The organism is Sphingomonas sp. IC4-52 (assembly GCF_020707225.1).
Lineage (GTDB): Bacteria > Pseudomonadota > Alphaproteobacteria > Sphingomonadales > Sphingomonadaceae > Sphingomonas.
The window spans coordinates 15,835-37,547 of record NZ_JAJFEU010000001.1; the positions used below are offsets into that span (position 1 = coordinate 15,835).

18 protein-coding genes are annotated in these 21,713 nt (G+C 65.0%); 8 read left to right on the forward strand and 10 right to left on the reverse strand.

Features of this window, described 5'->3' with window-relative positions; genetic code table 11:
• Positions 1–74: 74 nt before the first annotated feature.
• Both lnt and metK read left to right on the forward strand, forming a co-directional pair.
• Positions 75–1,622 carry an apolipoprotein N-acyltransferase gene (lnt, locus tag LK535_RS00095; protein ID WP_227769874.1) on the forward strand — a complete coding sequence of 516 codons (1,548 nt, stop codon included), beginning with the start codon at positions 75–77 and terminating at the stop codon, positions 1,620–1,622.
• A 60-nt stretch (positions 1,623–1,682) separates the two neighbouring features.
• On the forward strand, positions 1,683–2,891 hold the full coding sequence (metK, locus tag LK535_RS00100) for a methionine adenosyltransferase (protein ID WP_227769875.1): 1,209 nt from the start codon (positions 1,683–1,685) through the stop codon (positions 2,889–2,891).
• Positions 2,892–3,007: 116 nt separating this feature from the next.
• On the opposite strand, the gene LK535_RS00105 is transcribed toward metK, so the two are convergent.
• Positions 3,008–3,652, reverse strand: coding sequence for a phosphatase PAP2 family protein (locus LK535_RS00105; RefSeq protein ID WP_227769876.1), 645 nt, complete (start codon positions 3,650–3,652; stop codon positions 3,008–3,010).
• Positions 3,653–3,717: 65 nt separating this feature from the next.
• Between LK535_RS00105 and trmB the strand changes: the two genes are divergently transcribed.
• Positions 3,718–4,398: a tRNA (guanine(46)-N(7))-methyltransferase TrmB gene (gene trmB / locus LK535_RS00110; protein WP_227769877.1), complete on the forward strand. Its 681-nt coding sequence runs from the start codon at positions 3,718–3,720 to the stop codon at positions 4,396–4,398.
• Here trmB and LK535_RS00115 read toward each other — a convergent pair whose 3' ends face one another.
• Entirely contained in the window at positions 4,399–4,608 is a 210-nt protein-coding gene (locus LK535_RS00115; protein ID WP_227769878.1) for a hypothetical protein, read from the reverse strand.
• Positions 4,609–4,943: 335 nt separating this feature from the next.
• Here LK535_RS00115 and LK535_RS00120 point away from each other — a divergent pair, with 335 nt between their 5' ends.
• Together LK535_RS00120 and ggt are read left to right on the forward strand one after the other, a co-directional pair.
• Positions 4,944–8,039: a TonB-dependent receptor domain-containing protein gene (locus tag LK535_RS00120; RefSeq protein WP_227769879.1), complete on the forward strand. Its 3,096-nt coding sequence runs from the start codon at positions 4,944–4,946 to the stop codon at positions 8,037–8,039.
• Positions 8,039–9,766 carry a gamma-glutamyltransferase gene (gene ggt / locus LK535_RS00125; protein WP_227769880.1) on the forward strand — a complete coding sequence of 576 codons (1,728 nt, stop codon included), beginning with the start codon at positions 8,039–8,041 and terminating at the stop codon, positions 9,764–9,766. The genes LK535_RS00120 and ggt overlap by 1 nt, the downstream gene beginning before the upstream one ends.
• Positions 9,767–9,992: 226 nt before the next feature.
• Here the strand turns inward: ggt and LK535_RS00130 are convergent, their stop codons facing one another.
• From LK535_RS00130 to LK535_RS00155, 6 genes are all read right to left on the reverse strand, one after another.
• Positions 9,993–11,513 (reverse strand): flavin-containing monooxygenase, encoded by a 1,521-nt coding sequence (locus tag LK535_RS00130; protein WP_227769881.1) that lies wholly within the window; start codon positions 11,511–11,513, stop codon positions 9,993–9,995.
• Positions 11,514–11,708: 195 nt separating this feature from the next.
• On the reverse strand, positions 11,709–12,185 hold the full coding sequence (locus LK535_RS00135) for an NUDIX domain-containing protein (RefSeq protein WP_227769882.1): 477 nt from the start codon (positions 12,183–12,185) through the stop codon (positions 11,709–11,711).
• Between the two features lie 67 nt (positions 12,186–12,252).
• Entirely contained in the window at positions 12,253–12,636 is a 384-nt protein-coding gene (locus LK535_RS00140; RefSeq protein WP_227769883.1) for a c-type cytochrome, read from the reverse strand.
• Positions 12,637–12,820: 184 nt separating this feature from the next.
• Positions 12,821–14,068 carry an MgtC/SapB family protein gene (locus LK535_RS00145; RefSeq protein ID WP_227769884.1) on the reverse strand — a complete coding sequence of 416 codons (1,248 nt, stop codon included), beginning with the start codon at positions 14,066–14,068 and terminating at the stop codon, positions 12,821–12,823.
• 218 nt (positions 14,069–14,286) lie between these two features.
• Complete coding sequence (locus LK535_RS00150) at positions 14,287–14,856, reverse strand: CHAP domain-containing protein (RefSeq protein ID WP_227769885.1); 570 nt, start codon at positions 14,854–14,856, stop codon at positions 14,287–14,289.
• Between the two features lie 221 nt (positions 14,857–15,077).
• The gene (locus tag LK535_RS00155) at positions 15,078–17,018 is read right to left on the reverse strand and encodes a right-handed parallel beta-helix repeat-containing protein (protein ID WP_227769886.1); all 1,941 of its coding nucleotides are present in this window, start codon (positions 17,016–17,018) and stop codon (positions 15,078–15,080) included.
• A gap of 337 nt (positions 17,019–17,355) precedes the next feature.
• Between LK535_RS00155 and LK535_RS00160 the strand changes: the two genes are divergently transcribed.
• From LK535_RS00160 to LK535_RS00170, 3 genes are read left to right on the forward strand one after another with little or no spacing between them, the layout of a single operon-like run.
• Positions 17,356–18,174 (forward strand): SLBB domain-containing protein, encoded by an 819-nt coding sequence (locus tag LK535_RS00160; protein WP_227769887.1) that lies wholly within the window; start codon positions 17,356–17,358, stop codon positions 18,172–18,174.
• Between the two features lie 12 nt (positions 18,175–18,186).
• The gene (locus LK535_RS00165; RefSeq protein WP_227771014.1) at positions 18,187–19,515 is read left to right on the forward strand and encodes a GumC family protein; all 1,329 of its coding nucleotides are present in this window, start codon (positions 18,187–18,189) and stop codon (positions 19,513–19,515) included.
• Positions 19,512–20,378, forward strand: coding sequence for a CpsD/CapB family tyrosine-protein kinase (locus LK535_RS00170; RefSeq protein ID WP_227769888.1), 867 nt, complete (start codon positions 19,512–19,514; stop codon positions 20,376–20,378). The genes LK535_RS00165 and LK535_RS00170 overlap by 4 nt, the downstream gene beginning before the upstream one ends.
• A gap of 205 nt (positions 20,379–20,583) precedes the next feature.
• On the opposite strand, the gene LK535_RS00175 is transcribed toward LK535_RS00170, so the two are convergent.
• The gene (locus LK535_RS00175; protein WP_321576523.1) at positions 20,584–21,180 is read right to left on the reverse strand and encodes an oligosaccharide flippase family protein; all 597 of its coding nucleotides are present in this window, start codon (positions 21,178–21,180) and stop codon (positions 20,584–20,586) included.
• Positions 21,177–21,632: a hypothetical protein gene (locus LK535_RS16865; protein ID WP_321576524.1), complete on the reverse strand. Its 456-nt coding sequence runs from the start codon at positions 21,630–21,632 to the stop codon at positions 21,177–21,179. Before LK535_RS16865 ends, LK535_RS00175 begins: the two co-directional genes overlap by 4 nt.
• Positions 21,633–21,713: the final 81 nt, after the last annotated feature.

Consider the following 21,713-nt stretch of genomic DNA (forward strand, 5'->3'; position numbering starts at 1 on the left):
GACGCTACTGGCCGGCTCAAGATTCCTTGTCGTGCCTCTCCCTCTGGCGGGGCTTATTTGATAGCGGAGGGGCAATGGCCTTGTCTTTCCCTACGCGTCGGCCGGCGCTTACATCTCTTGTTCTTGGTGCGATTGCGGCGTGCGGCTTTGCGCCCCTGCAATGGTGGTGGCTGACGATCGCGTGTGTCGCCGCGTGGATGCTGATCGTGCATCGCGCCCCGAACATGAAGGCGGCTCTCTGGCGTGGGTGGGCCTTCGGCGTGGGCCACTTCACGATCAACAACAACTGGTTTCAGCACGCATTCGATTTCCAGGACAAGATGCCGCCGGTGCTTGGCTATGCGGCGCCGATTGCCCTGGCTCTCTACCTGGCGGTGTATCCGGCGCTCGCGAGCGGGCTTGCCTGGCGGATGCGTGGCAGCCGGATCACGGCAAGCTACGTGCTCGCCTTTGCCGCGGCGTGGATAGTCAGTGAGTGGCTGCGCAGCGTGATGTTCACCGGCTACGCCTGGGATCCGCTAAGCGTGATCTGGATACCGGTGCAGCCGATCGCGCAGGTGGCGGCTTTGGTCGGCACCTACGCCCTGTCCGGTTTGACGGTATTGCTGACGGGGCTCCTGCTGCTCGTTCCGCGTCGCCCCGTGCCGCTCGCCGGCGCTGGAGCGGTCGTGCTGGCGCTGTTGGGTGCGCAATGGCTGAGTTATGGCACGCCCCCGGCGGGGAGTTCGGCAACTGCCGATCAGCCGCGCGTGCGGGTCGTGCAACCCAATGTGCCACAGGACGCACGTGGCGAGAGCGACGGCGAGATGATGCTCGCCAAGCTGTCTCAACTGTCGGGCGCTCCAGGGGCGGCACCTCGGCTGATCGTCTGGCCGGAGGGCGTGATCCGCGATTACCTCGAAGACGGCTATCCCGATTATGCCTATGGGACGGACCCGTTCTGGCTGCGCTGGCGCATGGCCCGGCTGTTGGGCCCGCGCGACATGCTACTGACCGGCGGCACCGCCTTGCAGTTCGACAAGGCCGGCAATGCGGTAACTGCCACCAATTCAGTGTTTGCGGTCGATCCACGCGCCCGCCTGGGCAAGGAGCGTTACGACAAGGCGCATCTGGTGCCTTATGGCGAATATCTGCCGATGCCATGGCTGCTCAAGCGGCTGGGGCTGGACCGGCTGGTGCCGGGATCAATGGACTTTGCCGAGGGGCCTGGACCACGCGCGCTCGATATCCCCGGCTTCGGCGCGATCGGCATCCAGATCTGCTACGAAATCATTTTCTCGGGGCAGGTGGTGGACCGGAGCCAGCGCCCGCGCATGATCTTCAACCCTTCCAATGACGCATGGTTCGGCAAATGGGGGCCGCCGCAGCACCTTGCCCAGGCACGGATGCGCGCCATCGAGGAGGGCCTGCCGGTCATCCGCGCGACCCCCAACGGCATCTCCGCCGTCATCGCCGCGGACGGGACGTTGATCGCCACCGTTCCGCATGAGCAAGCCGGCGCGATCGAGGTACCGCTTCCCGCGCCAGCTCCCCCCACGCTTTTCTCGCGACTGGGCAATTGGCTGGCGGCGATCGTTGCCATTCTGCTGGGCGCCACGGCCATTGCCATTCGTCGCCGGTGACGATAGGCATATAAAGCTATCTTTATATCCTTATCTCATCAAAGCTCAGGCGGAGTGACCATGCGCCAATCGTACCTTTTCACCAGTGAATCCGTCAGCGAAGGTCATCCGGACAAGGTGGCGGACCAGATTTCCGACGCGATCGTCGATCTGTTCCTGTCCAAGGATCCGGAAGCGCGCATTGCGTGCGAGACGCTGACGACGACCCAGCTCGTCGTTCTGGCTGGCGAGATCCGGTGCAAGGGCGTGTACGAGAATGGCGCCTGGGCGCCGGGCGCTCAGGAAGAGATCGAGGCCACCGTGCGTAACACGGTGAAGCGCATCGGCTATCAGCAGGACGGCTTTCACTGGCAGACCTTCCGCTTCGAGAACAACCTGCATGGCCAGTCGGCCCATATCGCGCAGGGTGTGGACGCGAGCGGCAACAAGGACGAAGGCGCCGGCGACCAAGGCATCATGTTCGGTTTCGCATGCGACGAGACGCCGGATCTGATGCCGGCGACGCTCTATTACAGCCACCGCATCCTGCACCGCATGGCGCAGGACCGGCATTCGGGCGCGGCACCGTTCCTGGAGCCGGACGCGAAGAGCCAGGTGACGCTGCGCTTCGAGAACGGGAAGCCGGTCGCGTGCACCGCCATCGTGGTGTCGACGCAGCACGCGAAGGGCTATGACAAGGGTGACCAGGAAGCCGAGCTTCACGCTTATGTGAAGAAGGTGGTGGCAGACGTCCTGCCCGCCGAGCTGCTGTCCGACGCGACCGTTTATCACATCAACCCGACTGGCAGCTTCGAGATCGGCGGCCCGGACGGTGACGCTGGCCTGACCGGCCGCAAGATCATCGTGGACACCTATGGCGGTGCGAGCCCGCACGGTGGCGGCGCGTTCAGCGGCAAGGATCCGACCAAGGTCGATCGCTCCGCGGCGTACATCACGCGCTATTTGGCGAAGAACATCGTCGCGGCCGGTCTCGCCAAGCGCTGCACGATCCAGCTCGCTTATGCGATCGGCGTTGCGAAGCCGCTGTCGCTCTATGTCGACACGCATGGCACCGGATCGGTGGGCGACGATAAGATCGAGGCTGCGATTGCCGGGATCGAGAAGCTGGGCGACCTGACGCCGCGCGGCATCCGTCTGCACCTGGGCCTCAACAAGCCAATCTACGAGCGTACCGCCGCGTATGGCCATTTCGGCCGCAACCCGGATGGTGACTTCTTCCCGTGGGAGAAGCTGGATCTCGTCGATGATCTGAAGGCCGCACTGGCCTGATCGAAGCCTGGTTCTCACCTCGGCTGGAGACAGCCGGGGTGAACCATCGGCGTTGAAACGCTGTCCCGTCTGACCAGCGCAAAACGGAACTGGGCTGTAGCAGCCCACCGCGCTTCCTAGCTGGGATGCGCCTCTGCGAGCGCCAATGCGGTACTTTCCAGCCGCTGCTCGCGAACCCGATTGAACCCGCGTTCGGCCGCATCGATGATAGCATCCGCGAGCCGCTCCGCCGTCCAGCCGATCACGGCGCCAATCGCCACGTCGGTCGGATAATGCGCACCTCGGGGCAATTGCACCGCGGCAACGGCGGCCGCCCCGGACCGGGCGGGCCAGGCCAGTCGCGGCGCGGTGCGCGCGACAGCCTCCGCAACGCTCACGGCCCCGGCGGTGTGGCCTGACGGAAAGGAATTGAACTCAGTATCATCGGCGCCTTTACCCGCGCCGACCTTTGCCTCGCCGTCGAGGAGCGCGCGAGCAGGGCGGGAGCGATCAATCGATCGCTTCAAAATGGTCTTCCCTCCTGTTGCCAGAGCATGGGCGAGCAGCATCCGCGCCCCCGTCCGAGTGATGTCTCGGCGGCGAAGGATGAGACCGGCCGCGATCGTTGCGACGGAGAGGGCGACAAGAGGCGGCTGGTCTGCGATCTCGCTTGCGGCGCCCAGAAGCGCGACCGGCTTGTGCTCAGCAGCAGCGGCGACCGACCCCACCAGTTCATGCTCGGCCTCGGCGATCCTTTTCGCCTTTTTCTTGTTCTTTCCCATCGCTGACGGTGAACGATGCTGGTGCAGCTTTGCTCCGCGCCGGAGTGGCGCTATCGCCCGCGCCGATGAACGATCCCGCTACCATCCGTCGGCTTTATGGGCGTGCCCAGGGCCACAAGCTGCGCAAGGGACAGGCGGCGCTTGTCGAAGATTTGCTGCCCAAGGTGGCGGTGCCCGAAGAGGGGCCGGTCGACGCGGCTCGATTGTTCGGCGATGATCGGCCGCTGCGGCTGGAAATCGGCTTTGGTGCCGGTGAGCATCTGGCGGGGCAGGCGAGTGCACGGCCGGACACCGGCTTCATCGGCTGCGAACCTTTCCTGAATGGCGTCGTCGGGGCGCTCGGCCATATTCGCGACGGCTCGCTTGGCAACGTGCGGCTCTATATGGGCGATGCGCTTGCCGTGGTGGAGCGGCTGCCGAACGCGTCGCTGGATGCCGTGTACCTGTTGCATCCCGATCCATGGCGCAAGGCGCGCCATGCGAAGCGGCGCATGATGAACCACGGACCGCTGGACCTGATCGCGTCCAAGCTGAAGCCGGGCGCCGAGTTCCGCCTTGGTACCGACGACCCGACCTACTGCCGTTGGTCGATGATGGTGATGGCGCAGCGGCAGGACTTCACCTGGTTGGCCGAGCGGCCGACCGATTTTCTGGAACGGCCGGAGGACTGGCCGGAGACCCGCTACGAACGCAAGGCGCGCCGGCAAGGGCATGAAGTCTGGTACTTCCGATACATTCGGAGGTGATCATCGGCCCGGCTTCATCGGCTTGCCGGGACCTTCCAGGACTATCGCGGCGTTCTGAATATTCCGGGAGGCACTGAAGGTGTTCAGGCCCCATCGCGGCTTGTTTCCTTTCCTGATGAAGAAGTCCGCCGGTGATGACGTCGCGGCATCGGAGAGGAGACTGGCGACGTCCAGGTGAGACCACTGAGAATGGCGCTCGCGAAAAGCCATCTGGCGACTTCCCGGTATCGTGGCGACCTGCTCTGAACTGGCGATGTAAGTCGCCGGGAGCGTCGTGCCGCGCGACAGGTGCCCGGCACATCCGCCGCATGGACGTATCAGCGTTACTTCACGACTGCGCGATGCACGGTGGGATGCCCCACGGTTATATAACGATAAGTGGGACGTCGGTTGTGGAACAATCTGCCATGCTTATGCAGGCGCGCCTAACGAAGTGGTGCGGCCGGCGATCTCCGTTCCAACGCGAGGCAGGCGTGCGGCGGCAAACGACCAACTTTGGTGGTGGATGCGGGAGCATCCAAAAGAGACTTTCAGGGGGTATATCGATGATCAACCGCGGCGCTTTTCTGGCGACTACGGCCTTTGCTTCACTAGCCATCGCCAGCTCCGCTGTTGCGCAAACCCAGGCGACATCGGACAATGCGGCGTCGACCGCGGCTGTGGAGGCAGCTGTCCAGGGCGACGATACGGCACCGGCAGAGGACATTGTGGTCGTCGGCAGCCAGATCCGCGGCAGCTCTGTTGCGGCCGCTTTGCCGGTCACCGTGGTCGGCCAGGAGGATTTCGCGGCAATCGGCGCTACCTCTGGCGACGAATTGCTGCGCTCGATCCCGCAGCTGGGTGACGTGACCTTCAACGCCAGCTACCTGCCCAACAGCTCGAACGCGGCACGGGGTGACGTCGGCTCGGTCAACCTTCGCAACCTCGGCGTCGGCAACACGCTGGTGCTGCTGAACGGTCGCCGCGTCGTCAATCACCCGACCAGCCGGGCGAACGAGAACCTCGTTCCCGTGCTGACCGTCAACAGCAACACCATTCCCGCCTTCGGCATCGAGCGTCTGGAAGTTCTGCGTGACGGCGCTGCCGCGATCTACGGCTCCGACGCCGTCGCCGGGGTGGTCAACACGGTGCTGCAGTCCGACTTCGAAGGTGTGCAGGTGGAAGGCCAGGTCGGCTTCGCTGAGGACACCAGCCTGCTGGAAACGAACCTGAACCTGCTGGCCGGCACGAAGCTGGGCGATCGCGGCAATATCACCCTCTTCGCCTCGCGCGAATCCCGTACGATGATGCGGGCGGCGGATCAGGATTACACGGCATCGGACGACAAAAGCCCGTTGTTCGCCGGCACGCCACTGGCAGGGTCGACGTTGGTCGACGGCCGCTCAACGATCACCCCCTGGGGTGTGTTCACCACCCGCGGCGGCGTGCCCGTGCGTCAGGGTGTCGGCACCACCGGCGCGCTGGTGACCAGCGCTGCCGGCGTGTTCCATATCCAGCCCACGGCGAATGGCGGCTGTTCTGCGGCGATCCCGTCCAATCCCGGCATCTGCATCGACGATGGCAACAATACCGCTCAAGGCGATCGCAACCTGCGCTTCGATCAGACCAAGGCGTATAACCGGACGATCCTGCCCAAGGTCGAGCGCTACAACCTGTTCGCCAACGCCAATTATGAGCTGACGGATTCGTTGGAGCTGTTCGGGGAGGCCGGCTATTATCAGGCGTCGACCGACAGCATCCAGAGCTCGCCGGGCACGCTGGCGGCGGGACCGATCGTGATCCCGGCCAGCAATTACTACAATCCATTCGGTGCCGTCGGCAGCGCAGGCCGCATCCCTGGGCTTAATACGCCAGCAGCCGGTCTCGACCTGACGCTGACGAGCTATAATTTCTCCGATTTCGGCCCGAACATCGTGAAGGTCGATAACGAGCAGTGGCGTGCGCTCGCCGGCGTCCGCTTCAACCTGTTCGGCATCGATTTCGAAAGCGCGGCGCTGTATTCCGAAGCCGTCGTCACCGACACATCGACGGGCGTCAGCGCCACCCTGTTGCAGCGTCAGCTGGGCCTCGCCACGCCGGACGCATACAATCCCTTCAACGGCGCCAACCTGGTGTCGCCGAGCCTCGCCGATACGACGCCGTCGAACCAGGCAGCGATCGACGCGATCCGGATCACCACGACTCGTCGCAGCAAGGCGACCCTCGCGCTGGCTGACCTGAAGGGCTCGAAGTCCGACCTGTTCGCCCTTCCGGGCGGCAATCTGGGCGTCGCGTTCGGGGTTGAAGTGCGTCGCGAAACCCAGCTTGACGACCGCGACCCGCGCGTCGACGGGACGATCCAGTTCCGCGATAGCGTGACCGGCTTCGTGAACCCGTCCGACCTGGTTGGCACGAGCAACTCGCCCGACACCCGCGGCCGCCGCGACGTGTTCGGCGCCTATGTCGAGGCTGCGGTTCCGGTGGTGTCGCCGGATATGAACATCCCGCTGGTCAACCGGCTGGAACTCCAGCTGGCGGGACGGTTCGAGCATTATTCGGACGCGGGCTCGGTCGCCAAGCCGAAGATTGCCGGCGCCTGGGACATCGTGCCCGGCATCCGCCTGCGCGGATCGTACGCCGAGAGCTTCCGCGCCCCGAACCTGGAGCAGGTCAACGCGCAGCTCGTCACGCGTTCCAACACGCGGCTCGACCCGATCCGCTGCGAAGCCCAGGTGCGCACCGGCGCTATCAGCTCGTTCGCCAACTGCACCCAGAGCTTCGCGACCACCGCGCAGCGCGCGGGCAATCCGGATCTGAAGCCGGAGCAGTCCACCAACTGGACCGCAGGCGTGGTGCTTCAGCCCAGCTTCCTCGATGATGCGGTGGGCCGGATCACGCTGACCGCCGATTACTGGAACATCAAGCAGCGCGATATCGTCGGCATCTTTGGTGAGGCCAATGCGCTCATCAACGACTATCTGCTGCGGGTTGGCGGCTCGAGCGATCCGAACGTAGTCCGTCTGGCACCGACAGCAGACGACGTCGCGTTGTTCATGGGCAGCGGGATCGCACCCGTGGGCCGCGTGCAGTTCGTCAACGACCAGTACCAGAACCTTCAGCCGCAGACCGTCTCCGGCTGGGACTTCGGCTTCAACTGGCGCGTGCGCGATTTCGGCATTGGCAAGATCGTCGCGAATGTGAACGCGGCGTATCTGAAGACCTATTTCCTCACCCCGTCCCCGGGCGTGCAGACGCTGATTGACGCGCGGGCTGCGGGCACGATCAGCCGCGAGATCGTCATCGTCGACGGCGGCGATTTGGTTCGCCAGAACGGCAAGCCGGAATGGCGTGTCAGCGGATCGCTGACTTGGTCCTCGGGCCCATTCCAGATTGGCACGTTCACCAGCTACACCAGCGACGTGGATGACACGGACGGTACCGTGAACGGCGTGCCGTGGCGGGTTGACGCTCGCACCACGATCAACCTGTATGGCCAGGTGGAATTCGGCGACCGCAGCCACGGCGAGGGGCAGCATCGGTTCCGGATCGGCGTGCGCAACCTGACGGACAAGCAGCCGCCGCTGGCGACGAGCGGATTCCTGGGCTCGCTCTACACGCCCTATGCCCGCTACTGGTACGCCAACCTGCGGTCGACGTTCTGATGCGCCGCATCGCCGCCGCCGCTGCGCTTCTCGCGCTTGCCACCCCGCTCGTGGCGCAGGAGGGCAAACCGCCCTCCCGCACCGGGACGGGCGGGGACATCGTTGCCTACGACCAGATCCACAAGCCCGTGATCGGTCGCGGGGGAATGGTTGTCAGCCAGAACATCATCGCATCGAGGGTCGGTGCGGAGATCCTGCGCAAGGGCGGCAACGCCGTGGACGCGGCTGTTGCGATGGGTTTCGCGCTCGCAGTGACCCTGCCGCGCGCGGGCAACATTGGCGGCGGCGGGTATATGCTGGTTCATATGGCCGCGAAGGACGGCAAGCCGGCGCAGGACATTGCGATCGACTATTACGGTCAGGCCAGCCGGCATACCACGCCTGACCTGCTGCTGGGGGCCAACGGTCGCTTCGACCCTGCCAAGGGTTATTCGATGAAGGGCGCGGCAATCCCGGGCACCGTCGCTGGCCTTTGGGAAGCGCACCAGCGCTTTGGGTCAATGCAATGGGGTAAGCTGATCGCGCCGGCCATTGCGATGGCAAAACAGGGCGTCATCCTATCCGACGACGAAGCCAAGGCGAATGCCGATCAGAAGGCCGCGATGGCCGATGATCCGGCCGCGCTCGCCATGTTCTTCAAGCCCGATGGCAGCGCGTATGCGCCGGGCGAGCGCTGGAAGCAGCCGGACCTTGCTGCGACGCTGAAGGTGATCGCCGCCAAGGGGCGCGACGGCTTCTATACCGGACCACTGGCCGAGCGGATGGCGGCGGGGATCAAGGCCGGGGGCGGCGTGATCGACGCGCAGGACCTGGCGAGTTATCGCGCCATCGTCTCGGCACCGATCTGGTCAAGCTACCGCGGGCAAAAGATTGCCTACATGCCGCCAACCGCCTCGGGCGTCAGCGTTGCCGAAGCGATGAACATCCTGGAGACTTTCCCGGTTCGCGAACAGCGTTGGGGCTCCGTGGCGAACCTCCATCTTCTCTCGGAAACGATGAAGCTGGTGTCGGCCGATCGCCGCCTTGTGGGCGGCGGGCCGGACTGGCGTTCGCCGACCAAGGGATTGGCGTCAAAGGCCTATGCCGCCGAGCGCGCCAAGCTGATCCGGCCTGGTCAGTCGCTGGGGGCGAAGGAGGCCACGGATGGCAATCCTTATCCGTACGAGAGCCAGGACACGACGCATTATTCGATCGCCGATGCGGCCGGCAATGCGGTGAGCAACACTTATACCCTGTCAGCCTCCTACGGCGCGCATGTCGTTGTGCCTGGGACCGGCGTGCTGCTCAACAACTCGATGGGCAATCTCGCCTGGGGCCGTTCGGGGGACGACAAGGCCACGCTGCCAGTGCCGGGCAAGCGGGTCGGGTCGACCATCACACCGATCATTGTCTTCAAGAACGATCGGCCGTGGCTCGTCACGGGTACGCCGGGCGGCGGCTATATCATTGCAACCATGGTACAATTGCTGTCGAACGTGCTCGACCACGGCCTGAACGTCGCTGAAGCGGCGCAGCGTCCGCGGGTGAACCAAGGCGGCGGCGACGCGCCGCTGGAACTGGAGGAAGGCTTCTCGCCCGATATCGTGCCGCTGCTGGAAGCGCGCGGGCACAAGGTGCGGCCATCCAACACGATGGGCAGCACCCAATCGATCATGGTGGACGGCGAGCGCTTCCTGGGCGCGGCCGATTCCCGGCGGCCCGACGCCGCGGCGATCGGGGTCAAGTAAGCCGTTCCGGCGGGACGATAGAGCGGGCGAAAGTGGCCGCGACTGGTTCGCGGCCGGCCTGCCATCGGAGTAGTTCGGCCGTTTTCCGGCCTCGAAGGGAGAGGGAGCGGCCAGTTCCCCTCCTGGCGCCGCAGTGCCGCCACCGGGCCACTTTGACGGCAGTGGCGCTGGGCGCGACGCGAGTGCTCGCTCCTGCCGCAACCCAGTCCGATCCCGGCCCGGGCGGTCACGTCGCGTAGCGGAATTCGGGGCCATCCAGGTTGATCGCCGGGATCTCTTCGCGTTCGCGCCAATAATCCTGATTGTGCATCCATTCGGGCTTGTCGCCGCGTAGAGGCATCTGATCGAGGCCGCGGAGAAGATAGCCCGGATTGAAGTTCTCGCTGTCGATCCAGGGCAGCAATGGCATGCCGGCGTCGTCGGGTCGCAGCTGAACCTCGACGCGCTCGGCGCCCTGTTCATCCATGTGCCGGAGAAGCCGGCAGACGAAGTCGGCGAGCAGATCCACGCGCAACGTCCAGCTCGCGCGGAAATAGCCCATGACCCAGGCCATGTTCGGCACGCCGGTAAACATCATGCCCCGGTAGGTGACCGTTTCGTGCCAATCGACGGGGCGCCCGTCCACGTCGCACGAAATGTTGCCCATCATCAGCAGGCGGAAGCCGGTTGCGGCGATGATCAAGTCGGCGTCGATCGCTCGACCCGACATCGTCACCACACCCTTTTCAGTGAAGCGCTCGATCTGGTCGGTGACGACGTCCACCTTGCCGTCGCGAACCGCCTGAAAGAGGTCGCCCTCGGGGCAGAACGCCAGACGCTGTTGCCAGACGCGATATTTGGGCGTGAACTCCGGCCCGATCTCGAAATCTTCGCCGGCATAGGTGCGGATTGCCGCCTTCAACTCCTCGAAGACCGTGTCCGGCTCCTCCATGCAGCGCCTCGTCATCACGTCCTGATCATGGCTGATCTGGGCGCGGACCACGCGGTGAATAGTAGGCTCGTCTATGCCGATTTCGCGCAGGCGATCGGCCAGTTCGTTGCGGTTTGGCGAGCAGTAGAAATAGGTCGGCGATCGCTGGAGCATGGTGACGTGCTCCGCCTCTTTCGCAAGCGCGGGGACGAGCGTGGCCGCCGTTGCGCCGGACCCGATGACGAGCACCCGCTTTCCGGCACAGTCGGTTGCGGGATCCCAAAGCTGGGCGTGCTGGAAGACGCCGCCATAGGTTGAACGCCCCGGCCAATCGGGGACGTAGGGCCGCTCGTGATCGTAATAGCCCTGGCACATCCACAAAAAGCGGGCGGTCAGCACGACCGGGACATGGTCGGCGAGCCTGAGCGCCTCGACAGTCCAGCGGTTCTGCGCGCTGGACCAGTGGCAGGCGGTGATCCGGTGACCGTAGCGGATGTTCTTGTCGATGCCGTTCTCGGCGATCACTTCATTCAGATATTTGAGGATCTCCGATCCGCTCGCGATCGGCGCGCCGACCCACGGTTTGAATCGATAGCCGAAGGTGTAGAGATCGGAGTCCGAGCGAACGCCCGGATATTGATGGGTGTGCCAAGTGCCACCGAAGGACTCCTTGGCCTCCAAGATCAGATAGCTCTTGCCCGGGCATTGGTCTTGCAGGTGGAATGCCGACCCGATCCCGGAAATGCCGGCGCCGACGATCAGCACGTCGACGTTCAGGCCTTCAGCATCACTGCCCACGGCAGCGTCACTTTCCCTGGCTTCCCCCACCGCGATCATCCTCCATCTCCTATCCTGGCCCGTGTGACCTCCGACCTTGCGGCATGTTCTGTCCGCCGCTGGATCGGTGCGGGATCGTGCTGGGGTACTAAGACCGCGGGAGAGCAGTTATCCGGGGGTTTACGGATATGGATGTCGCCGGCCGGTCGTCGCGCCGCGCGGAGTGCTTGCCCGCCGGTAACGACGGGGCGCCTTTCATGAGGCGAGTAACGGTAGGAGGCGGTCCAGGAAGGGGCGTTGGCTGGGGAGCATCTCGTCCGCGGCCTCTTCGAGCGAGAACCAGCGGGCGGCGTCGACTTCGGGAAAGCTGGCGGACACGCCGCTGCGCGGTGGCCACTCGACCGTGAACTGAGCGCCGGCGATGGTCGAGGGATCGAGGTCGCCCTCCACCGCGAACGCGACCACGCGCTTTCCGGCTGCCTGCGTTACCTCGCCGAGCGGCGACGCCGCTCCCGCGCAGGGCGACCCCAGCTCCTCCGCGAACTCGCGGCGAGCCGCGGCAAGCGCTTCCTCACCGGGCTCGATCATGCCCTTGGGAAGCTGCCACCAGCCGCGCCAGCGATTGCGCCAGAAGGGCCCTCCCGGGTGAACCAGCAGCACCTCCGGCACGTCTCCGGTGCGGCGGTACAGGAGGATCGCGGCGCTGCGCGGGCGCTGGGAAGTTCGGGACATGAGGGCAGGCTATCGCATTGCGCCGGCGATAGAAGGGCCGCCGGCTGCTTTGGGCATAGCGACGACGCTATTCGTTGGTTGTGGCTCCGTCCGTCGGGGTGCGCGACTGATGATGACCGCCTTGCTTCAGCGTCAGCATATAAGCGGCGAGCGCGTCTGCCTGCGGCGGAAGCAGGTAGAGATCCATTTCCTGGGGATAGTTGTGCGCTTCCCGCAACCATGCCGACAGCGTTTCTGCTGTTGCGCCCTTTTGGTTGACGAGCGTCGAGAAGGTCGGAGCCTCGGAATAGTTCGACGTTCCCGAGGGGCCGATCGCGTGGCATCCGCTGCAGTTGGCCTGCGCGAGCGCTCTGCCTTGCGCGATCATCGAATTTCCTGCCGTTTCCCTGGGCCCCTCGACCTGACAGGCCGCGAGGAGGAAAGGGATGGGGAGCAGGGCAAGGATTTTCATTATACCCTCCGAAGGCGAGCGGCGGTCACACGATCCTGCGTGACGCCGGCACCAGAGTTGAGCGCGCACCGAGCAGATGGCCCAGACCTGCGCCGGGATACGGCGTCTGCCGGTGCGCCGAACCTAGTAACATTGCGTATCTTTGAAGGGCCGTGATCGGCGACCAGCAGAGCGGAGCGCGCACTTAAAGAACGAGCCAGCCGACCAGCAGTGATATGATGAGGGTGGCGGTGCTGGCGGCCAACGCCAGGGCGGCAATCCTGCCGTGGCGGCCTGCATAGGCCAGGGTGACGCCGATCTTCACCGCCATGTTCGCGATGATCGTGCCGCCGATGGCAATGGCGGCAAGCTCGGCCGTGATGGCGCTGGCCGGCAAGCCGCCGGCAGTGATGATCGAGGCATCAACATCCACCGCGCCCATCACGAACAGCAGCACGGCGATGCCCTGACCGCCGAGCTGGCCCTCTGCCCAACGAGCCGCAACGGCCGCAATGGCGACGAAGCCGACGAAGCCCAGCGCGGGCAGCAACGCAATCGGGTTGCCCGGGGCGGGCGGCGCAGCGGCGGCAGGCGCGCGCCGGTACAGCCACCATCCCGCAAGGCCAGCGACCAGAAGCGCCGGCGCCACCAGAATGGCGAAGGCCGCGAACAAACGCGTGGCGAGCGCGGCGACCAGGATCAGAACGCGCAAGTACATGACGGCGCTAGCCAGGGCGATGCCCGCGGCCTCGGCCCCGGTCCGCTCGTCCCGTCCCAGCCTTTGCGCGAGTGACTGCGTGACCGCGGTCGACGAATAGGCGCCGCCGATGATCGCGGTGGCGATGGTGCCATGGCGTGCGCCGAAGATCCGGTTCGCGATATAACCGGCAAAGGAAAAGCCGGTCACCGCGATGATCACCCACCAGAGATTGGCCGGGTTCCACGCGTCGAACGGCCCCATCGCCCGATCCGGCAAGAAGGGGAGAATGGCGAGCGCGATGACGGCGAAGCGGGCAAGGGCCTTCACGTCATGGGAGTCGAGCCGGTTGACCCAACCGTGAAGCTCTTCGCGCAGGGCCAGGATCAGAACCGCCGCCGCAGCGGCGGCCAGCGCGACGCCGAGGCTGCCGGAGCCGGCCAGAAAGCCAAGCCCGACCACCAGCAGCGCCGCCACGGCGGTGGTGGAGTCGCGGCGCTCCAGCAAGGTTCGCGAATAGCCGAACAGGAGAACAGCTGCCGCTCCGAGGACCAGCATGGCGGACACGAGGGCTGCGCCCGACGTCGCGATCAGGCCTGCCACCCCGCCGACCAGCGACAGAAGTGCGAAAGTCCTGATGCCGGCGATGCGCGTTCCCGGCGCCTCGTGACGCTGAGTCCAGCCCCGTTCGATGCCGATCAGGATGCCGCACGCAAGCGCGCCGGCGAGCGCCACGGACTGTTGTTCCAACTCCACGCCCTTGTTCCGTTCAGCGCGGGCATGGCCCGGTGAAGCGGAGCGCGGGTTCATGGCGGCAAGGTGCGGGATCCATGCTCATCGATGCTGTTCCCTTCCCAGGAATGTCATGGCGGCGCGAGACCTCTTCGGCCCGGCGAGTGCCAGATGTTACTAGGAAAGAAGAAGCTGGCTGACAAACGGCGGCATGCAACCCGCGTTCGTTCACGCCTGATCGGTCAGCGGACGCTGCGCGATCCAGCGCCAGCACCCGGGACGTAGGCATCGATCAGCGCGCCAACATAGTCCGGGCTCGTGGACGTGAGGTTTTCGTGCGGGCGGCCGGGCGCGTAGATGAAGCCGTGCACCTTGTAGACGGTGCCACCCAGCCCGTTGGAATCGCGGAACCAGACCTTCACTTCGCTCCAGTCATTGTCCTTGCTGACGTCGAAGACGGTGACGTCCTGCTCGGCATGCCCGCGCTCCCCATCGAACCGCGACCAATTGGCATGGGTGAGCATCAGAACGCGCGATTCGACGATGCGACTGACCACCGCCACGTGTCCGAGCGGCAGACGGGCCTGACGAGCGAAGGCGATTACGGAGCCAACGCGCGGTTGCTCACCACGATTGTAACGATCCTGGGCCTGATCCCACCAGGTCCACGCATCGCCATAGATCTGGATGCCGGAGGCCTGGCGAGCGAAGGGCACGCACTGGCCCACGTAATCGAGCAGCGAACGGGCTTGCGCAGGTGCGGCAAGGGCGCACGCGCAGGCTGCGATAATAGCAAGAGAGGAGCGCTTCATCACGCCTTCCGACTATCCCAAACGATGCATGCGATCAGTTGCCGACCACGGTTAACACCGGGTTGATCGCCCCGGCAATGCGGCGGAACGAGGCCTAAACGGCGGGGAATTTCGTGAATAGCGGTACCACCCGCTCAACAATGGCGAATCGCCATAGCGGTGAGCGGGTGACGATTCGCCAATCAAGCGGCCGACATCGCTGCCGGCCGCTTTCGGGGAGTTTACAGGAGGAAGGCTGAAGCCGTGAGGTGATCGACGCCGACCAGCGTGATGGTGAGGTCCGCCACTCGGTCTCCCGTCATGTCGGCCATGCACACCACACCCTCTCCGGTGCGTTCGTAACGCAACTCGCCGGCCGCCCCGGTGAATGCGCCGGTGCCGATGAACCGGAAGGCATCGTTCGCGTCAGTGCCGAGGTTCGCATCCATCAGCGACAGCGAGATCCGGTCGCCCTTCGCGAAATCGGTGATGACGTCGCGATCGCCGAACGATTCGTCACGGAACAGGAAGGTATCGCCGCAAGCGCCGCCGCTCATGACATCATTCCCGACACCGCCTTCGATGATGTCCACCTGAGCGCCGCCCCAGATCTTATCGTTGCCTTCGCCGCCGATCAGCGTGTCACCGCCGCTGCCGCCGTAGATGAGGTCGTTTCCGGCACCGCCGTGCAGATTGTCCTTCCCGTCCTCACCATAGAGCGTGTCGTTGCCGTCCATGCCCTGGATCGAGTCATTGCCCTTGCCGCCGTAGAGGATGTCGGTGCCGGCCGTGCCCGCCAGCCGGTTGTCCAGCGCGTTGCCGCGCCCGATGCGACCGGGTTCAAGCATGCGGAGCGTTTCCACATTATCGGGCAGCTGATAGTCGATGGAAGCATAGACGGTGTCGGAGCCAGCGTTGCGCTCCTCCACCACGACGTCCCGGTCGGACCGGACGAAGTAGATGTCGTCTCCAACGCCGCCCTCCATGCGGGTGTGCCCGTCGCCGCCGGTCAGCTGGTCATTACCCTTGCCGCCGAACAGGATGCTGTCGCCGATCGCGGCTGCCGTCAGCCGGTCTGCGCCGTCGGTCCCCATGATGCGGGTGAGCGGCACCGGCGGGGGCGGGAGATCGGCGAGGTGGCGAAGCTCATCGGCGACACCGCCCAGGACCGGCGAGGCATGGGCGAAGCGAACCCAATCGGTGTTCGCCGCCAGCCAGCTGCCTACGAACGCGCTGCCGTCGTCATAGATCGCACGCGTTACCGCGTTGCCGCGCGGCGGCTCCACCGTCTTGCCGTCGATCACGTACAACTGCGCCACGTTGCCGCTCATCGCCGTCACGTCCGCAACCCGGATCCACGAGGCCTGATCGAGATAGCCGGCCACGATATTGTCGGTGACGGTGAGCCCTGCGGCACGCTCGACATGGATGCCGTTGTACATGCCGCCGACCACCAGATTGTCGGAAATGGTGACGTTCTTGTAGGGCAGGGCATCCGTCTCGTCGCCCATGAAGATGCCCTGGATCGCCGCACCGTCGCCGCGATGGATGACGTTGCCGGTGATGGTGATGTTCTCGGCACTGACCTTCTGACCGGCGGTCCAGAACTGGATGGCATCAGGATGGTCGCCCGCTGCCGGATGAAAATCGGTGAAGACGTTGTCCGCAATGAGCACGTTGGAAAGGCCGCCGCCGTGGAAGCCATCCGCACGCATGTCGTGGAAATAATTGCCCTTGAGCGTCACGCCCGAGTTGTCGAGCATGTTGATGCCGTAACGCAGGTGCGTGATTTCCGAATTGGTGACGGAGATATCGCGGCTGCCACGCACCATGAAGGCGTTGGACTGGTAACCCGCTTCGCCATCCTGGCCGCGAATGACGACCCCGTCGAAGCTTACCTTTGCCGCGTTCTTGATCTCGAAATCGTAAGGCGTTGACGCATCCTTGTCTGCGAACACGACGTTGCGGAACGTGAGGTTCTCAACACCGATCGCCTTCAGCCCGTTGATCTCAGCGGGTGCGCCCGGCGCAGCGGAGGTGATCGTCACGGGACCGTCGAACTTGATATTGCGCAGAACGACGTTGTCGTAATTGCCAGCGGCCAGCGCGATCGTATCGCCCGACCGAGCGCGTGCCGCAGCCGCCATCAGTTCCGCAGCCGTGGAGACGCTTATCGTTGCCATGAGAAGTTCCTGCCTCAGATCCCGCGTAACGGCGCGGGCTTCCAATGCAGAGACTGATGCGGCCGGAGCCTTAGAAGAAAGGTTAAAGAATAGCTAAGGACAAGTACTATAGCGGATCATTCCATAGAACATCGTGGGAAAGAATGATCTGATGTTGATGGATGTTCATCCATTTTGGATGTAAATGGCTGTTCGAAAGGTTGAGAAGGGGAAGAAACAGCGTACGAAATGGTCCCGTAATCTATGACGAAGGGCGAAAAGGATCGGTCGACTATGGATCGAACTGCCTCGCCGTATCCGCGACTGCGGTCGTGTTCGTCATGCTGGGAGGGACGCGATGACAAAAGGATGGGCCCGCTTCTTCATTGGTGCGATTGCAATCGCGTGTTCTCCCGCCCAGGCGCAGCAGAGCGATCCGGCGCAGTCCGCCGCCGACGGCAGTTCAGGGATCATCGACCAGCGCCCGCCCTATGTGCTCGGGCGGGGCGATGTCATTGAAACAGCGGTAATTGGCCGGACGGACTTCAACGCGCGCGTGCAGGTGCAGGAAGATGGCGCGGTGCAGCTGCCGTTCGTGGGCGTCGTACCCGTGGCCGGGAGAACGGCCCTTCAGTTGCGGGATGAATTGCGCGCCCGATTGATGCGCGGCAACTTCCTGGAGGATCCCGTCGTCACCGTATCCGTCGCGACCTTCGGCAGCCGCTATGTGACCGTGCTGGGGCAGGTCAATCAGCCCGGGGTGGTGCCGATCGATCGTGCTTATCGATTGTCTGAGATCGTGGCGCGTGCAGGTGGCGTCCGCTCATCGGCGGACACCATCGTGTTGACCCGACCGGACGGCTCGTCGCGGTCATTGTCGCTGCGCGCGATCGCCGCCGCGCCGGCCACGCAGGACCCGCGCGTAGAATCGGGGGACAAGGTGTTCGTGGTGCCGCCCCCGACGTTTTACATCTATGGGCAGGTGAACACGCCGGGAGCCTTCCCAATCGAGCGCCCTATGACCGTGCAGATGGCGTTGGCGCGCGGCGGCGGCCTGACAGCGCTTGGTTCGGCCAAGCGGGTGAAGCTGGTTCGTGCTGGCAAGGAGCTGAAGGTCGGTCTGAACGAAGACGTGCAGTCCGACGACGTGCTCGTGGTCGGCGAACGGTTTTTCTGAGGCCTGGTGAGCATGTCTCCAATTCAGATCCTGCGCATGCTGCGTGCGCGATCATGGCTGATCGTCCTGCTGGCCCTGATCGGGGGAGTGGCCGGCGCCATCGCGGCGAAGTGGATGCCTTCGCGCTACGAAGCGCGCTCCCGCATCGTTGTCGACATGCTGAAGGCGGATCCCGTCACTGGGGAGACGCTGCCGCCCCGCACGCTGGAGACGTTCCTGGCGGCGCAGGTTGAACTCGTGCGCGACCCCCGGGTGACCCGGCGGGTGGTCGATCATTTCGGCTGGACGCAATCGCCGAGCTTGCGCGCGGCCCATCAGCGCGCGGTAAGCGCCGGAGCGCAGGCAGGCTTGCGCGATTGGCTGGCCGAAGACGTGTCCCAACGGACGCGGGCGACCATGATCCGCAACAGTCCGCTGCTGGAGATTGCCTATAGCTCAACCGTCCCGGAGACCGCTCGGCGCGGTGCAGATGCTGTTCGCGACGCCTTCATCGCCGAAGCGCTGGACAGCAAACGGGGGGACGCGGCGCACAAGGCACAATGGTTTGCACGACAGGCGGAGACGCTGAAAGGCCGCCTCGCCACGGCAGAGCAGCGGAAGGCCAGCTTCGAGCGCGCCAACACCATCGTGCTCCAGGACGACAATGTGGACGCCGAATCGTCCAAGCTGCGCGCGCTCGCCAGCAGCGCGCCAGCGGCACCGGCCGCCATGGCCGCTCCTGCGATTGCGCCATCGTCAACGCAGCTGGCGCAGGTGGATGCCCAGCTTGCGGCTGCGCGGCAATCGATGGGGCGCAATCATCCGGACATCATTGCGCTCGAGCGACAGCGCGCGGCGCTTTCCGCAGCGGTGAGCCGCGAGTTGGCGAGCGCGCGGGCGGCCAGCCATGCATCGGCGGCGGTCGGCTCGGCAGGTGGAAACTTGAGCGCCCAGACGCGCAAGGTTCTGGCCCAGCGCGGGTTGGTGGATGAGGCGAGGCGCCTCGCCGGCGACGTGACGGTGCTGCGCGAGCAAGTGGCCAAAACAATGCAGCGAGCGGCGGAATTCGAATTGCAGGCGCGATCCACGGAGGCCGGGTTCAGCAGGCTTGGCGCGGCAGCAGTGCCGAGGGCGCCAGTGACGCCTGGCCGGTGGCTGCTGATCCTGGGCGGGTTGGCGGCAGGCGGTGTCCTGGGGGTGCTGACTGCCATTGTGCTTGAGCTGATCCGCCGCCGCGTTCGTGGACCCGAGGACCTGAGCATGGCGGGAGTGCCGGTGATCGGGATGCTTCCGCGTTCCTCCTCTGGCTGGCGCCTACCTGACCTTCTCAGATCACGGTCGGGCGGGAGGGCAATTGCATGAACACGTCGAGCGATGTGGCTGCTGCGGCCTTGAGCGATGTCGTGCCGGGCGCGGGTGGGGAGCAAAGCAGCGTGGCGGCAGACGCGGGAAGCGGCGCCGAGAGGCGCGATCGCCAGGCGGGCTTGACGGGGGCGACGACCTACGCCGGTGAGCCGCCGTTTGGGCAGCTGCCCAATCAAGATGCGTTTCGACCTGACGGCGCCTCGGATGGGGGACGGCCGGGTTATGCTTTTTCGCGCCGGCTAGTGTGTTTGTCTGCGCCCGAGGGAGCAGCAGCGGCAAGCTATCGATCGTTGCAAACGTACTTGCTTGCCAGACACATAGGGGATGGCCGTCGCGGCCTGGCGCTTTGCTCCCCGCAGATCGGCTCCGGCTGTACCACGGTCGCCGTAAACCTCGCGCTGGCCTGCGCTCAGGCGGGCATCAACACATTGCTGGTGGACGCCAACCTGACGCGGCCAGCGGTCCACCAGTTCATTGCGCCGGCAGATCGGGTAGCCGGACTTGCTGAAATGCTGATGGCGGATTCGGCCGGGCGCGTGGACGAAATCCGGCGCGACATTCGGCCCAACCTTTCCGTTCTGTTTGCAGGTGGGCTCACCCTCGGAGCGGCTGGGCTTGTCCCTCAGCAGCGCCGCTTCAAGGACATCATGGACGCCTGCATGCGATCGTTTGATTTCACGATCGTGGACGCGCCGGCGACGGGTGGCGCGACTGACGCGAGACATGTGGCGATGAGCGTGCGCTACGCGATGATCGTCGCCCGCCGCGACGTGACGTTGCTGGCCGACATGAAGAGAACGGCGGACGAGCTCAGTAGTGATCGGGTCAAGTTGGCGGGAAGCTTCCTCACGGATTTTTGATAGGCGTGCGCGAGGGCGCAGGCACCGTTGCGGCGGCGTCAGCCGGACGTTCGCCAAGGTGAGCGCGGGCCAGCGGCCCGGTTGATTGCGCAGGCGCTGGGTTCAAGCGAGGTCAGTCCCACGAGCAGAGGTAAATCACGCATTGGCGGAATGGGCGGCGCTTGTGTGACGGCTTGGTAGATCCTCAGAAGGGATTCGACGTTCATCATCGCTGCCGTGTCGATCGTGGGGTGCGCGACGAGCGGTGCGTTTCCGAGCGTTGATGTGACATCTGGGGGCTGATCGTGGGTACGCTGGCGCCAGTTGATGGCGACCAGTTCCAGCCGAGGCATCTTTGAGAAAGCGACGAGCCCCTTTGATCGCTCCGTAGCAAAGTCGGAAGCGCGACGAATGCGGTGAAGGTGGGTCGACCTGATCCGCTGAGAGTCGCCGCAGCCATTGCGAGCGGTACGCCAAGCGCTCGCACCATGTTCGCGTAGAGCGGATTGCGGGTCTCGCCATGCGCCATGGCCGCAATCGTCGGCGCCACACGGAGGAGGCGAAGCGCATTCATGCAGGCGAGAGCGGTGAGGAAGCCCGCCGCGGGCATGAACTTCTCGCCGAAGAGCAAGGCGATGATGACCTTGCCGAGCAACAAGGCGCCCAGGATGCTGGCAAGTGCAGCCAGCGCGGTCACGCTACAGCAGCGGTCGTAGATGCGCTGGAAGTCACCGGTATCCGAGCGGGCGCGGGAAAGAGGAGGCAGCGTCACCGTCTGCAGCGACTTGGCGATCAGGTTAGCAGGCGTGAGCGTAAGCATCACTGCCGCGCTGAACCAGCCAAGCGCGGCCGGCCCGAAGCGGTGAAGAACGATGATCCGGTCGCCGCTGCATTCTGGGCGAGCACGCGGCCGGCGATATAGGCGCCAGCTGTCTGAAGCAGCACGACGCCGGCCGGCTCCAACGCAGCAGCGACGTCCAGCTGTACGAAGCGGGTAAGGAAGGCCCATCCCGCGAAGGCGAGCACCAGCATGTCAGTCGCGAGGCGCGGGCCGGCGTGACCCATCAGCCAGAAGGCGAGCAAAGGGAGGAAGCCCAAGGCCAGGTAAAGCAGCGCGGGCGAGAGCACGACGGGCCCGATGAAATACACCGATGGCAGGAACAGCGCGGCGACGAACAGCACGATGGCCGCTCTGGTACGCAGGGCCAATTGCGGCACCGGCGTGAGCCGCGCCTCCGGGACAGGGGCGGGTGTCCCCGGTGCGGGCGTGGACACTCGCACGAGGCGCCCACGACGTAGGGCCACCTTGGGCCGGGCCCGTGTGTGCACGGATCCGAGATGGTCAGCCATAACCGA

What these genes read in the sequence shown, in the direction of transcription:
- lnt (WP_227769874.1), top strand. Translation starts at nt 75, where the DNA reads ATGGCCTTGTCTTTCCCTACGCGTCGGCCGGCGCTTACATCTCTTGTT.
- metK (WP_227769875.1), top strand. Translation starts at nt 1,683, where the DNA reads ATGCGCCAATCGTACCTTTTCACCAGTGAATCCGTCAGCGAAGGTCAT.
- LK535_RS00105 (WP_227769876.1), bottom strand. Translation starts at nt 3,652, where the DNA reads ATGGGAAAGAACAAGAAAAAGGCGAAAAGGATCGCCGAGGCCGAGCAT.
- trmB (WP_227769877.1), top strand. Translation starts at nt 3,718, where the DNA reads ATGAACGATCCCGCTACCATCCGTCGGCTTTATGGGCGTGCCCAGGGC.
- LK535_RS00115 (WP_227769878.1), bottom strand. Translation starts at nt 4,608, where the DNA reads ATGGCTTTTCGCGAGCGCCATTCTCAGTGGTCTCACCTGGACGTCGCC.
- LK535_RS00120 (WP_227769879.1), top strand. Translation starts at nt 4,944, where the DNA reads ATGATCAACCGCGGCGCTTTTCTGGCGACTACGGCCTTTGCTTCACTA.
- ggt (WP_227769880.1), top strand. Translation starts at nt 8,039, where the DNA reads ATGCGCCGCATCGCCGCCGCCGCTGCGCTTCTCGCGCTTGCCACCCCG.
- LK535_RS00130 (WP_227769881.1), bottom strand. Translation starts at nt 11,513, where the DNA reads ATGATCGCGGTGGGGGAAGCCAGGGAAAGTGACGCTGCCGTGGGCAGT.
- LK535_RS00135 (WP_227769882.1), bottom strand. Translation starts at nt 12,185, where the DNA reads ATGTCCCGAACTTCCCAGCGCCCGCGCAGCGCCGCGATCCTCCTGTAC.
- LK535_RS00140 (WP_227769883.1), bottom strand. Translation starts at nt 12,636, where the DNA reads ATGAAAATCCTTGCCCTGCTCCCCATCCCTTTCCTCCTCGCGGCCTGT.
- LK535_RS00150 (WP_227769885.1), bottom strand. Translation starts at nt 14,856, where the DNA reads ATGAAGCGCTCCTCTCTTGCTATTATCGCAGCCTGCGCGTGCGCCCTT.
- LK535_RS00155 (WP_227769886.1), bottom strand. Translation starts at nt 17,018, where the DNA reads ATGGCAACGATAAGCGTCTCCACGGCTGCGGAACTGATGGCGGCTGCG.
- LK535_RS00160 (WP_227769887.1), top strand. Translation starts at nt 17,356, where the DNA reads ATGACAAAAGGATGGGCCCGCTTCTTCATTGGTGCGATTGCAATCGCG.
- LK535_RS00165 (WP_227771014.1), top strand. Translation starts at nt 18,187, where the DNA reads ATGTCTCCAATTCAGATCCTGCGCATGCTGCGTGCGCGATCATGGCTG.
- LK535_RS00170 (WP_227769888.1), top strand. Translation starts at nt 19,512, where the DNA reads ATGAACACGTCGAGCGATGTGGCTGCTGCGGCCTTGAGCGATGTCGTG.